General features: G+C 63.0%; 13 protein-coding genes. 8 read left to right on the forward strand and 5 right to left on the reverse strand.

The genetic code is table 11. From position 1 onward, the window contains the following. Positions 1 to 498: hypothetical protein (locus CMI59_RS07465; protein WP_293326789.1), on the reverse strand; the 498-nt coding region annotated here is incomplete at its 3' end. A gap of 203 nt (positions 499 to 701) precedes the next feature. On the opposite strand from CMI59_RS07465, the gene CMI59_RS07470 reads away from it, so the two are divergent. Genes CMI59_RS07470 through CMI59_RS07480 form a run of 3 tightly spaced genes read left to right on the forward strand, consistent with a single transcriptional unit; the run spans position 702 to position 2,446 of the window. Further along, positions 702 to 1,502 (forward strand): hypothetical protein, encoded by an 801-nt coding sequence (locus tag CMI59_RS07470; RefSeq protein ID WP_293326792.1) that lies wholly within the window; start codon positions 702 to 704, stop codon positions 1,500 to 1,502. A 51-nt stretch (positions 1,503 to 1,553) separates the two neighbouring features. Then, positions 1,554 to 1,901 carry a cupin domain-containing protein gene (locus CMI59_RS07475; protein WP_293326795.1) on the forward strand — a complete coding sequence of 116 codons (348 nt, stop codon included), beginning with the start codon at positions 1,554 to 1,556 and terminating at the stop codon, positions 1,899 to 1,901. Positions 1,902 to 1,906: 5 nt separating this feature from the next. Continuing rightward, the gene (locus tag CMI59_RS07480; RefSeq protein WP_293326798.1) at positions 1,907 to 2,446 is read left to right on the forward strand and encodes an MOSC domain-containing protein; all 540 of its coding nucleotides are present in this window, start codon (positions 1,907 to 1,909) and stop codon (positions 2,444 to 2,446) included. Positions 2,447 to 2,495: 49 nt separating this feature from the next. Here the strand turns inward: CMI59_RS07480 and CMI59_RS07485 are convergent, their stop codons facing one another. Together CMI59_RS07485 and CMI59_RS07490 are read right to left on the reverse strand one after the other, a co-directional pair. Further along, positions 2,496 to 2,903, reverse strand: a complete 408-nt coding sequence (locus CMI59_RS07485) for a hypothetical protein (protein ID WP_293326800.1) — start codon at positions 2,901 to 2,903, stop codon at positions 2,496 to 2,498. 198 nt (positions 2,904 to 3,101) lie between these two features. Continuing rightward, complete coding sequence (locus CMI59_RS07490) at positions 3,102 to 3,998, reverse strand: TauD/TfdA family dioxygenase (RefSeq protein WP_293326803.1); 897 nt, start codon at positions 3,996 to 3,998, stop codon at positions 3,102 to 3,104. A 119-nt stretch (positions 3,999 to 4,117) separates the two neighbouring features. Here CMI59_RS07490 and CMI59_RS07495 point away from each other — a divergent pair, with 119 nt between their 5' ends. Together CMI59_RS07495 and CMI59_RS07500 are read left to right on the forward strand one after the other, a co-directional pair. Beyond that, positions 4,118 to 4,951 carry a helix-turn-helix domain-containing protein gene (locus CMI59_RS07495; protein WP_293326805.1) on the forward strand — a complete coding sequence of 278 codons (834 nt, stop codon included), beginning with the start codon at positions 4,118 to 4,120 and terminating at the stop codon, positions 4,949 to 4,951. 7 nt (positions 4,952 to 4,958) lie between these two features. Beyond that, positions 4,959 to 5,528, forward strand: coding sequence for a hypothetical protein (locus tag CMI59_RS07500; RefSeq protein ID WP_293326807.1), 570 nt, complete (start codon positions 4,959 to 4,961; stop codon positions 5,526 to 5,528). A 24-nt stretch (positions 5,529 to 5,552) separates the two neighbouring features. On the opposite strand, the gene CMI59_RS07505 is transcribed toward CMI59_RS07500, so the two are convergent. Further along, positions 5,553 to 6,797 carry a GNAT family N-acetyltransferase gene (locus CMI59_RS07505; protein ID WP_293326809.1) on the reverse strand — a complete coding sequence of 415 codons (1,245 nt, stop codon included), beginning with the start codon at positions 6,795 to 6,797 and terminating at the stop codon, positions 5,553 to 5,555. Between the two features lie 189 nt (positions 6,798 to 6,986). Next, positions 6,987 to 8,768, reverse strand: coding sequence for a cation:proton antiporter (locus tag CMI59_RS07510; protein ID WP_293326811.1), 1,782 nt, complete (start codon positions 8,766 to 8,768; stop codon positions 6,987 to 6,989). 273 nt (positions 8,769 to 9,041) lie between these two features. Between CMI59_RS07510 and CMI59_RS07515 the strand changes: the two genes are divergently transcribed. The 3 genes from CMI59_RS07515 to folB all read left to right on the forward strand — a co-directional run bounded on the left by CMI59_RS07515 (position 9,042) and on the right by folB (position 11,422). Beyond that, entirely contained in the window at positions 9,042 to 10,121 is a 1,080-nt protein-coding gene (locus CMI59_RS07515) for a calcium/sodium antiporter (protein ID WP_293326813.1), read from the forward strand. Further along, the gene (locus CMI59_RS07520; protein WP_293326815.1) at positions 10,118 to 10,891 is read left to right on the forward strand and encodes an SDR family oxidoreductase; all 774 of its coding nucleotides are present in this window, start codon (positions 10,118 to 10,120) and stop codon (positions 10,889 to 10,891) included. Before CMI59_RS07515 ends, CMI59_RS07520 begins: the two co-directional genes overlap by 4 nt. A gap of 114 nt (positions 10,892 to 11,005) precedes the next feature. Further along, the gene (gene folB / locus CMI59_RS07525) at positions 11,006 to 11,422 is read left to right on the forward strand and encodes a dihydroneopterin aldolase (protein ID WP_293326817.1); all 417 of its coding nucleotides are present in this window, start codon (positions 11,006 to 11,008) and stop codon (positions 11,420 to 11,422) included. Positions 11,423 to 11,629: the final 207 nt, after the last annotated feature.

The following is an 11,629-nucleotide window of genomic DNA, read 5'->3' on the forward strand; positions in this document are numbered from 1 at the left end:
AAGGCCGGCGCCCGCCGCGGCGATGACGTTTCCCCATGTCAGATTGTCAGGCTTTTGCGTGTAGCCGCCGTCGACCAGCTTCTTGTTAAAGAGCTCGTCCTTATCGCCCGCAGGCGTGACGTGATAGACGAACTGCGTCCGGTAGGCCATGCCCTTCGGCTCGCCAATGACCTCCAGCATCTCCACATCAACGTCGAGAAAGTAGCGGGCCTGTTCCGCGGAAGCCGCCGCAAGCTGCTTCTGTTCCAGATAGTGCTGCAGCCACTTCTTCGCATTGGCCTGCATCTCGGTCTGATCCCACGGCACCAGCATCCGCTCCCCCTCGACCGGATAGACCTCTTCGGCGCTCGGCGCGAAGTGGACATCACGCAGCGAGACCTCGTGATAAAGCGCATTGGTTTCGTCATAGACATATTTTGTCTGATACGGATCGCGAGATCCGCACGCGGCAAGCAGCACGCCCAAGGCGAGCGCAAGGACAAAAGACTGTAACTTCATTGTAAATCTCCCCCCTATCCCTCCTCTTCATTGGAGCCGTTTCAAGGACAGGCCGCAAGAGTTTTGAGCTACCGAGGTTGAGTGCGGGCCGATTTTGCAGGAGGAGTGCGTCTTGTCTGTTGCATCCCGTCACCAACACTTTCTAGACTGACGGCAGGGACGGTCCGCGTTCTTGAGTCGTGGGCCAACAGGGGGGGATTGTCATGCAGCCATTTCAAAAGGCGGCGTGCGCGCTGTTTTTTGCCGCCGCACTCGGCGGATGCGCCATCGGCACAAAAATGGATAACGGGCCGACGGTGATGCCCGAACTCCGGACCACGAAAACCTCGCCACGAAGCGAGACCCTGACGGCCTCGAAAGACAGCATCATCTATTCGGAAGAACTAGGCGCGCGCCACGGGGCGAAGCTTCTGAAAGGTGTCAGCGGCTCCTACCTGCCGGACGACAAGATCACCTTCATCGAAACGCATTTCGATGCACCGGCGGGGCTGGAACTCGTCGCCATGACAGGTGCACCCGTCCCGATGTATTGCTCGCTCGAACCCATCTTTCCTCTGTCAGTTTCCGCCTGTTTCTTCGACACTAAGCGGGACGGCACCTTCAACCGCATCAGACCCAATGGGAACCGCGTCGACTACTTCACAAAAATCGGCGCCATGGGCATGGCAATCGACCCCATTCCCTATGAAAAGAAAGAGCCCGCGGGCTCATTGCTCAACGGTCGCGCCGAGCTGAGCTATCGCGGCCGCGACGGCGACAATATCCGCTTCCGCTATCACGGCGTGCTCATCCATCGCAAAGCAGGGCTTTTTTCGGGACGCGAGACCGGCGATTTTTCGCGATACTACTCATTCGATCTCCCCCAAGGGGACAGCCGGGAAATCTCGGTGAACGGTGCGAGGGTACAGGTGGAAAACGCAACCGATAATGAAATCACCTATCGTGTTCTCTCGCCTTTCCGCGGCTTCAGGTTTACCCGTATTATCTACAAGCGAATGTATTGACGGCGGCAGAGAACGAAACCTGTCGCAGACGCCCGAAGACAGGAACCCGCCATGACCGCCCTCATCCCCGTAAACACTGCCGCCACGCCCGAAACCGGCGCACCCGATGCCGCCCGCGTGCTGGAAGGCGAGCCGGTGAGCAGCACCTGGAACGTCTATGAATCCGGTGACGGGAAATTCTTCTCAGGCATATGGGAGAGCGAGCCGGGCAAATGGCGGATCGAATATACCGAGCATGAGTTCTGCCACATCATCGAGGGCGAAAGCGTGATCGCTGACGAGGCAGGCACCCAAACCCGCGTCCGCGCCGGCGACGCCTTCGTCATCCCGGCGGGCTTCAAGGGCACATGGGAAGTGGTGACGAAAACGCGGAAGCACTACGCGATCTATGAGGCGTAAGGCACATGCCCATCATCCTCGCCCTGCACCGCTCGCCCGTGCATGACTTCTCCAAGCAATCGGAGACTGAGCTACGGCTGATCGCGGGGCTCGGTGTGGAGGGGGATGCACATGCGGGGGAGACGGTGAAGCATCGCTCCCGCGTGGCGCGCGACCCCTCGCAGCCCAATCTGCGTCAGGTGCATCTGATCCATTCGGAACTCTTCGACGAGCTGCGCGGACAAGGCTTCGACATAACGCCGGGCCTGCTGGGTGAAAACGTCACCACTCAGGGGCTCGACCTCCTCGCCCTGCCCCGCGGCGCGCTGTTGCATCTGGGCGATGAAGCGGTGGTGGAAGTGACGGGGCTGCGCAATCCCTGCACGCAGCTCGACGGCATCGCACCGGGATTGATGCGCGCCGTGCTGGGCCGCGACGCGAACGGAAACCCGATCCGCAAATGCGGGATCATGGGCGTGGTGCGCGCGGGCGGGACGATCCGCGCGGGCGATACGATCCGAGTGGAAATGCCCGAGGGCGCAAGGGAACCGCTCGGCGTGGTTTAATGAAGGAAGACGTGGATGGCCCGGACAAGCCGGGCCATGACGAAGCGCTTCACATCCCCATCACATATTCCACGACATCCTTTGCATCGAAGACGAGCGAGATGCACATGGTGGCGAGCGCCAGCGTGAACCAGACGCCGTAAAGGCTGCGCTTCTCGATCTGCGGCCAGCGCTTGAAGAAGTAGATCACGACCGGCGTCCAAAGCACGAGATGCGTTGCGCCCCAGAGCTTGTTCCAGCCGACGGTCATGCCGAGCGCCATGGTGGCGATGATGGTGAGCACGAAAGAGAGGAAAAGCCAGCGCGCTTCCACCCGGAAAAAGGACGCGACGAAGCTGCCGAGAAACAGCACGCCCATCATCCAATACATCCAGAGCTGCACCCAATAGGGCAGCGCCGCGATATAGGCGTCCTGCGAAGCCTGCGCCGCCTGAAGCGCCGAAAAGAAATCAGCCATCCCTGTCTCCTCCCCTTAATTGTGCGTCACATCAGAGGAAGAGAGCCGGATGGCTGCAAATCACATTCGCGTTATTGAGCAGGAACGGCATAGAAGATTGTCACCCCGGGCTTCGTCCCGGGGTCCAGAGCGACGGGCTGCTGTGCTGCCGCAAAGACGTGGATGCCCCGCATGAAGCGGGGCATGACGCGTCGGGGACTAACGCGACGGCCGCCCGCCCACAATGGAGACGCGCTCGCCGCGCCGCGAATAGGGGTAGTAGTCCCACACGGCATGGTGCTGCACGCAGCGATTGTCCCAGAAGGTGAGCGTGTTGGGCGTCCAGCGCACACGGCACTGAAACACTGGATTGACCTCCAGGTGACGCCACAGCATTTCCAGCAGCGCATCGCTTTCCGCTTTGGCGAGCCCGTCGATATGCGTGGTAAAGCCGCGATTGACGTAAAGGAGCTTGCGGCCCGTTTCCGGATGGCGCGTAATCACCGGATGCTTCGTGCGCGGCCAGCCGCCTTCCGGCGCAGCAATGCCATAGCTGCCCGAATAGGGCTTGGCGCCGTCATGCACCGCGTCGAGCCCGTCGAGGAACGCCTTCATCGCGGGCGACAGCGTTTCGTAAGCCTCATAGGCGCTGATGAAACAGGTATCGCCGCCGGCGCCGATCTCCGGCGTCTCGGTGATGTAGAGCATGGAACCGAAAGGCGGCTCCTCGTCGCAAGTCACGTCGGAATGCCAGCCTTCGCCCGCCACATAACGCGAGTTCTGGTCGGCGATGATCGGCAGGATGTTCGGATCGCTTTCCTGCCCCGCATGGCCGGGCTTTGAACCCTTCTTGTGGTAGGGATGCGTATGCAGCGTGCCGAAATAGCCGGCGAAACGCTTGTGGTCCTCCCGCGAAATTTCCTGATCGCGGAAGACGAGCACGGAATGATCGGCAAAAGCCTGTTTTACTTCCATGAGCTGCTCGTCATCGAGCGGCTGCGTCAGGTCCAGCCCCTCCACTTCTGCGCCCAGCACAGGCGTCAGCGGCGCGACTTCGATCGTCTTGTAGTCCCGCTTCTCATCGGTGCGGGCGACCCGGATCTGGGCCTTGGCCATGATGTTTCCTCCAACTCGGGCATCCATTGGCCGCAAGGCTAATCCCGGGGGACTGGAAAGCGTCAGCCATAAGTCCCATTATTCCGTTGAACGGAACGACCTCTCGGGAAGGCGACCGAATGAGCGAAGCGACAAGAGCGCCGGTGGCGCGCGCGCTGAGCGTGCTGGAAGCAATGAATGCCGCGCATTCGCTGCATCTGGGCGATATTGCAGCACGCGCCGGGCTGCCGAAATCGAGCGCGGTGCGCCTGCTCGACCAGCTCATCGAAGCGGGCTATGTGGAAAAACTCTCGCGCAGTGCGGGCTACCGCCTCACCTCCCGCGTGCAACGCCTGTCCTGGGGCTTCCGCCTGTCCGACGCGGTAGTGGAAGCCGCCGAACCGCTGATGCGCGACTTCACGAAAGAATATCGCTGGCCGCTTTTCATCGGCGTGGTGGATGGCGACCAGATGATCGTGCGCTACGGCACAGTGGCCGAAAGCCCCGTCGCGATCGACCCGCTGGTCTATGAAGCGCCTTCACCCTTCCTGCTCGGCGCGCTGGGACAGGCCTATCTTGCCTTCTGCCCGGACTGGGAACGCAAGCTCATCGTCGCGCGGCTCGGCCGCTCCAGGCGATCCATCGACCAGCCCGCGAAAAACCCGGAAGAATTCGAGAAGATATTGCGGGGCATCCGCCGAAGAGGATATGCCCTGACAAGCGGCGGCTTGCGGCAGATGAAACGCGGCATGCCGAAACGCGCGTCCGATGCGCGCCAGCGCGTAACCGGCATGGCCGTGCCCGTTATGCGCGGCGACCGCGTGCTTGCCTGTCTGAGCCTGCGCTACATGCATGCCGTCATCAGCGAGCAGGAAGTGGCGACAACCCATCTGGAGCCGCTGCGCGAGCTGGCCCGCGAGGTCGAACGCACAACGCGGCAAATGACGACCGCCGGGAGTGGCAAGAGGGAATGAGCAGGATATGACCGACAAACAAACCACCGCCCTTCTGATCGGCACGACGGGCATGCTGGCGGAAGCCGCGCGCGAAGCGATTGCGCGGGCGGACAAGGCCGTGCTCGTTGCGCGCAAGGCGGACGAGTTTCTGTTCGGCGAGCCGGAACTCGACGACAAGCTGGTGCCGCTGTCGCTCGATTATGAGGATACGGCCGGCTTCATCACCGAGCTTGAAAAGCATGCGCCCTACGACGTCGCCCTGACATGGATACGCCCGAAGGCGGAACTGATGCGCGCCGCGCTCGACGCAATGATCGCGCCGCAAGGATTGCTGGTGGAAGTGATGGGCTCGCGCTCCATCCTGCTCGGGGAGGACGGTTCGCCCTCCATCGCGGAAACGCGCGCGCAGGCACTGGCCGCGCAACCCGACATGACCTATGCGCAGGTGATCCTCGGCTTCGTGATCGAAGAGGACGGCTCGTCGCGCTGGCTGCACCATCACGAAATCAGCGCCGCGGCGGCAGCCCAACTGGACGATCCCATTCCGCGCCGCATCGCAGGCACGCTGGAGCCCTGGGACAAACGGCCGGGTTGAGGGCCGGGTTTTGAGGGACTGCCCCTACTTGCCCTTCACCGCTGCGCGGAGCTTGCGCAGTGTGCCGAAGACTTTCGGGTTGCGCTTGATCCGCCGCTTGGCGGCGAGCCCGCCATTGATGGCAAGCACCGGCACCATGCCCTGCAGGCTGGCGGACGCGATATGGTTCACCATGCGCATCGGCTCGTCGCAGAAACTCGCCTTGTAGGGCAGATAGCCGACGGACAGATCGTAAACCGTCAGCCCACGGTCGATACTCGACTGGAGATGCTTCAACAGGTGAAGCCGGCCGGGCGAGAGCTTCGAATGCTTGCCCATCTCATAGGTATGGACCATCAGCGTCGAGCGGTCATGCCAGACATGGCTGATGGAGCCCGACAGGAACTCGCCGTCGAGACGCAGCACCGCCACTTCCAGCAGGCGGCGCTCTTCGGGCAGAGCCGCCAGCGCGCGCCAGGCGGCGCGGTGCGCCGGATCCTGGAAGATGGACGAAATCCCCTGCGCGGCAAGCTGGTCGGCCTTGCGCATCAGAATTTCCTCGGTCATCTCGACCAGCTCGTCCTGCGATTCCGCAAATTCGAACGTCACCTCGCCCTGCGCTTCGAGCTTGCGCAGCTTGGAACGGTCCATGCGGCGCGTCTCGGCGCGGTAGCGGTGCGTCAGCTCCTCGAAACTGTCCGGCAAATCGAAAAGATAGGCCTCGTCCGGCGCCTCGGCCCCGGGCAGGACGGCAAAGGGATTGCGCAATTCGCCCAGCATGGCCGGCTGGTTTTCGAACACGATGTAATCGAAGGCCGGCAGCGCGCGTTTCATCTGCTTCCACAGTACCGGGAACCCGCCCTCCGGCAGCAGCGTCCAGAAATCGCGCGCAATGAGCGGGGCCTTGTAGTCGGCAAGCTTTCCGCCCAGCCAGACGAGACGGCTCAACCCCAGATGACGTTCGATGCCGAAAGGCGCCAGCATGACGGGGTGCCCGCCACGCGAGATGAGCATGATGGCCGGTTCGATCCCTTCATGCTGTCCCACATGCTCGTGCCAGATCGACAGCCAGTCGAAACTCTGAAACGCGGTGCCCGCCGCCTCCGCTTCCATCTCGCGCCACGCCTTTTCGGCCTGCGCAAAACTGGAATAGACGTTTATGCCCGACGCATGCGCGATACGCTGTGCCATGCCCGCAGCAACCGGCGCCCCCCGGCGCGCTACCGGACGGGGAGACACGCCGAAACCCGGCTGAAGCGCCCCTGCGGAACTTTCGTTCGGCTTGCTCATTCTTCCCTCTCCGCTCTGCCCTGACGGGCGCCGATCCGTCCCGTTCTGGGACGGCGCAAATGAAGCTTGCCCTCTCCTCGCAAGCCCTCTGCCAGATGGAAATACCGCGTCGAATGATGAAAAAACGAGCAGAATGCCGGGCCGGACGGGGTTTATGTCCAACTCCGGGACGCCACGGCGCAAAACGGGCTATTTCCCGGACCGCGACTTGTCCGTATGCGATCCGGCCGAACCGTTGTTTTCGTCCTCGCCTACTTCGGAGCGGATTCGCTCGATCATCTGGGAGGACGCCTCCACCGGCGCACCGATGGCGCGCATCACATGGCCTGAAAGCTGAAGCGAGACTTCCAGCGCCTCATGCACCACATGGGTCGCCCCGGCGGCGACAAGCTGCTTCATATGCGCCCTGTCGCGCGCCCGGGCGAAAAGCGCGATCCCGGGCCATTGATGCCGCACCGCCTCGACCGTGCGATTGGCCGCGGCGACATCGTCCAGCGTGACGACGATGGCAGCCGCGCGGCTGATCCCGAGGCGCGAGAGCACTTCCGGGCGGCCCGCATCGCCGTAATAGACATGCGCACCCGTCTGCCGGGCGAGCCGCGTGCGAGCGACATCGAGATCAAGCGCGACATAGGGGATGTGCAACTCCTCCAGCATGGACGAGATGGTGCGCCCCACCCGGCCATATCCCGCCACGATGACATGGCCGGTCAGTTCGCCCAGCGCGGCCTCGTCGCGCTCGCGCTCGCCCGCCTGCGAATCGAGCCATGCCTCGAGCCGCGCCCCCGCCATGGCAAGCAGCGGCGTCAGCGCCATGGAGATGGCGGTGGCCAGCTGCACGGGCTGCGCCACGCTGGCCGACACCACGCCGTCGGCGGTGGCGGACGAAATCACCACGAAAGCGAACTCGCCGCCCGAGGCAAGCAGCAGCGCCGCGCGCACCGAACAGATGCGCGACTGGCCGAAAGCCAGCGCCAGCCCGCCGACTAGGAGCGATTTGATGACGAGAAAGGCGCCCAGAATGCCGAAGACGAGGCCGTAATTATCGGCCAGCACGCCGAAATCCATGCCGACGCCGACCGAGATGAAAAAGAGCCCCAGCAGCAAGCCCTTGAAGGGCTGAATGTCGCTTTCGACCTGATGGCGGAACTCGGTATCGGAAAGCAGCAGCCCGCCGAGAAAGGCGCCCAACGCCATGGAAAGTCCTGCCGACCCCGTCGCCACAGCGGTAAGCAGGGCCGCGAGCAGCGACAAGGCGAGAAAGAGCTCCGGATTGCGTGTCCAGGTGATGAAGCGGTAGGCGGTACTCAGCACATAACGGCCGACCGTCACGATGAGCGCCACTGCCACCACGGCCTTCAGCGTCGCAAACAGCGCCAGCATGAAGATGTTCACATCCTCGCCGCTTGCCACATCGGCAAGGATCGTCACCATGACGAGAAGCGGCACCACGGCGAGATCCTGCATCAGCAGGATCGAAAAGGAGATCTGGCCCGACCGGGAGGCGAACTCGCCTCGCTCGATCAGCAATTGCGTGACGATGGCCGTGGAAGAAAGCGCCAGCGCAAAACCGATCACCGTCGCGCCCGCCCCCGGCACGCCGAACAGCATGAAGACCCCGGTCAGCACGATCCCGCTCAGCATCACCTGCGCACCGCCCAGCCCCAGCACAAGGGTGCGCATGGCGCGCAGGCGCGTCCAGGAAAGCTCCAGGCCGATGGTGAAAAGCAGAAAGACCACGCCCAGCTCGCCCAGCGCGGCAATGCCGTCCGAACTCTGGATGATCGCCAGCCCATGCGGTCCGATCAGGGCGCCGATAACGAGATAGCCGAGAACCGTGCTCGCCCGAACATAATGGAACAGCGGCATCACCATCACGGCCGCGATCAGGAAGATGATGACCTCCCTGATATATGGCACATGGATGTTGCCCGCCGCCTCGGCGATCGCTGCGCTACTCAACTCGTCCAAGGCGCGCTTCCCCTTTCCGCAATCATCCCGGAACTATCGCAACCTTGCGCGCAATGCGCCACCGGCCAGAGGCATTTGAAAGCCTCCCCGGCCCGGTTTTTTGCAGGAATCCGGCGCAATCCGGCTCCCGGCGCTGTTGCCCGGGGGACGGCGGCACCATATATGGAACGGGTATGGGGGAAAGCAGGAGGGTTCTGAAATCGCCACAAGCCAGGTAAAGACGCGTCCCGGCGAAATGCCGTCCACGCCCGCCCCGAAAGGATGTCGAGCGGCATGACCTATTTTCTGCTCCTGCTCGGCTTCGTGATCCTTCTGGCTTCGGGCGATATTCTGGTCCGGGGCGCAACGGCGCTGGCGGCCCGCTACGGCCTCTCCCCCTTGCTGATCGCGCTCACCGTCGTCGCACTCGGCACCTCGCTTCCCGAATTGCTGGTGTCGGTCAAAGCCGCGCTGGAAGGCGCGGAAGGCATGGCGCTGGGCAATGTCGTCGGGTCCAACATCGCCAATATCTGGCTGGTACTCGGCATCCCCGCCCTGATCTATCCGATTTCATGCCAGGGCCGCTCCATCCCGATGAACGCCCTCATCATGATGGGCGTGAGCTTCCTGCTGGTGCTTCTGTGCCTGTTCGGCAGCCTGGGCAAATGGGACGGGGTGATCCTGATCGGCCTTCTGGCCGCCTACCTGCTCTTTTCCGGCTGGGATGCGCGCAGCCATCGCCGCAATGGCGGCGCGATACTGGTCGACCGCGTCCATCGCATGGTGACCGGCGTGCAGGAGGTCGAGACCGAGCTGGAAGAAACGCTCGAAGCGGTCACCCATACCGAACTCAGCACCGCCAAGACCTCGCGCCGCCTTATCTGGGGCATGATCGCCATCGGCGTGATCGGCCTGCCCATCGGGGCGAACCTCATCGTCAGCAGCGGCACCGAAATAGCCTCCTATTTCGGCGTATCGGATGCCGTGATCGGTCTGTCGCTGGTGGCGATCGGCACCTCGCTGCCCGAACTCGCCACGGCCATGGTCGCCGCGATCCGCAGGAACGACGACATGGTGGTCGGCAATGTGGTCGGCTCCAACATCATGAACATTCTCGCCATTCTGGGCGTGACGGCCCTGATCTCGCCGCTGCCGGTAGAGCGCGAATTTCTCTACTACTATCTCTGGATCATGATCCTGGCAGGCGCCAGCATCTTCCCCATGGTAATGACGCGCGGCCGGGTGACCCGATTGGCGGGCGTCTTGTTCATCCTGCTCTATGCGGGTTATCTGGGGCTGACGATCGAGGTGGGAAGCGTACCGGCGCTCCCCCTTATGGACATGCCGGCGACAGGGACGACGATCTTACAGTGACGGGACAGGACGGGAAAAAGGGAACGGCGCTGGTGACGGGCGGCGCACGGCGCCTCGGACGCGCCATGGCGCTATCGCTTGCCGAACGGGGCTATGACGTGGCGGTGCATTGCCACCATTCGACCGACGAAGCGGCGTCCGTGGTGCACGATATCGAGGCGGCGGGCGGCCGGGCGGCCGCGCTCGCCGGCGACCTCGCCTCACCCCGCGACGTGGACGGGCTGGTGCCCCGCGCCGCGGAGGCGCTGGGGCCGCTCACGCTCCTCGTCAACAACGCCTCGCTCTTCGAGCACGACACCGCCTCGGGCATGACGGCAGAAAGCTGGACCTCGCATCTCGACACCAATCTGCGCGCCCCCGCCTTTCTGGCGCAAAGCTTCGCCATGCAGCTTCCCGACGGCGTGGAAGGCAATATCGTCAATCTCATCGACCAGCGCGTCCGGCGCCCGACCCCCCATTTCTTCTCCTATACAGTCAGCAAGATGGCGCTGTGGGACATGACGCAGGTCATGGCGATGTCGCTGGCCCCGCGCATTCGTGTGAACGGCATCGGGCCGGGACCGGCCATGCGCAATGCGCGTCAGTCTCCCGAGGACTTCGCCAAACAGGTCAAGGGCACCATCCTCGGCCGGGGCACCTCGCCGGAGGAAATCTGCGCCGCGCTGCATTTCATCCTCGCCTCGCCCGCCATGACCGGCCAGATGATTGCCCTTGATGGCGGACAGCACCTTGCCTGGGAGACCCCGGACGTCGTAGGCATAAAAGAATAATCGCGAAATGAGCTGATCAAGGCCCGTTGGGGAGGCGGACCGCCCTTTAAGCATTTTCGGCGAAGGTGAGTAGACTTTCGCGGCTCGAGAATGCGTCGACCCCAAGAGCCTGGAATGAACCGAATGAACAAGCCCGACAATGTAACGCCGCTGAAGATTGCCGATGCCGAACGCGGGTTGCGGCATGTCTTCGTGCGCGACCTGCTGCTGGATGCCCATATCGGCGTCTACAAGCATGAACTGGGCAGCGCCCAGCCCATCCGCGTGAATGTGGATTTGTCGGTGAGCGAAGCCCCGCATGGCGATGCGCTGGACAATGTCGTCTGCTACGCCACCGTAGTGGATCGCATCAAGGCCATTGTCGACGAAGGCCATCTCAACCTTGTGGAGACGCTGGCCGAACGGATCGCCGCCGTCTGCCTGGAAGACGAGCGCGTCCAGACGGCGCGTGTGCGTGTTGAAAAACTTGCCGTAATCCCGGAGGCCGCCGGCGTCGGCGTGGAGATCGAACGGCACCGTCCCCACCCCTGATTTCCACCGCATGCGCGCTCGCCATAACCACGCTCTCCGGCAACGCTCAAAAGGCCTCCGAAAAGCGCTAATGGATTCAACGGCTTGGTACGGCGTGACGACGCACACGGATAAATTTTGCACAGCAGCAGACGGGCGGCGTTAACCATATCCGCGGCTGCCATAAATCGCCCGCGCCTGTCATCCTCCCTTGAAAAAAACGAAAAG

The sequence above is a fragment of the Parvibaculum sp. genome, assembly GCF_002684405.1.
Classification (GTDB): Bacteria; Pseudomonadota; Alphaproteobacteria; order Parvibaculales; family Parvibaculaceae; genus Parvibaculum.

What these genes read in the sequence shown, in the direction of transcription:
- CMI59_RS07515 (WP_293326813.1), top strand. Translation starts at nt 9,042, where the DNA reads ATGACCTATTTTCTGCTCCTGCTCGGCTTCGTGATCCTTCTGGCTTCG.
- folB (WP_293326817.1), top strand. Translation starts at nt 11,006, where the DNA reads ATGAACCGAATGAACAAGCCCGACAATGTAACGCCGCTGAAGATTGCC.
- CMI59_RS07490 (WP_293326803.1), bottom strand. Translation starts at nt 3,998, where the DNA reads ATGGCCAAGGCCCAGATCCGGGTCGCCCGCACCGATGAGAAGCGGGAC.
- CMI59_RS07485 (WP_293326800.1), bottom strand. Translation starts at nt 2,903, where the DNA reads ATGGCTGATTTCTTTTCGGCGCTTCAGGCGGCGCAGGCTTCGCAGGAC.
- CMI59_RS07470 (WP_293326792.1), top strand. Translation starts at nt 702, where the DNA reads ATGCAGCCATTTCAAAAGGCGGCGTGCGCGCTGTTTTTTGCCGCCGCA.
- CMI59_RS07505 (WP_293326809.1), bottom strand. Translation starts at nt 6,797, where the DNA reads ATGAGCAAGCCGAACGAAAGTTCCGCAGGGGCGCTTCAGCCGGGTTTC.
- CMI59_RS07475 (WP_293326795.1), top strand. Translation starts at nt 1,554, where the DNA reads ATGACCGCCCTCATCCCCGTAAACACTGCCGCCACGCCCGAAACCGGC.
- CMI59_RS07495 (WP_293326805.1), top strand. Translation starts at nt 4,118, where the DNA reads ATGAGCGAAGCGACAAGAGCGCCGGTGGCGCGCGCGCTGAGCGTGCTG.
- CMI59_RS07480 (WP_293326798.1), top strand. Translation starts at nt 1,907, where the DNA reads ATGCCCATCATCCTCGCCCTGCACCGCTCGCCCGTGCATGACTTCTCC.
- CMI59_RS07500 (WP_293326807.1), top strand. Translation starts at nt 4,959, where the DNA reads ATGACCGACAAACAAACCACCGCCCTTCTGATCGGCACGACGGGCATG.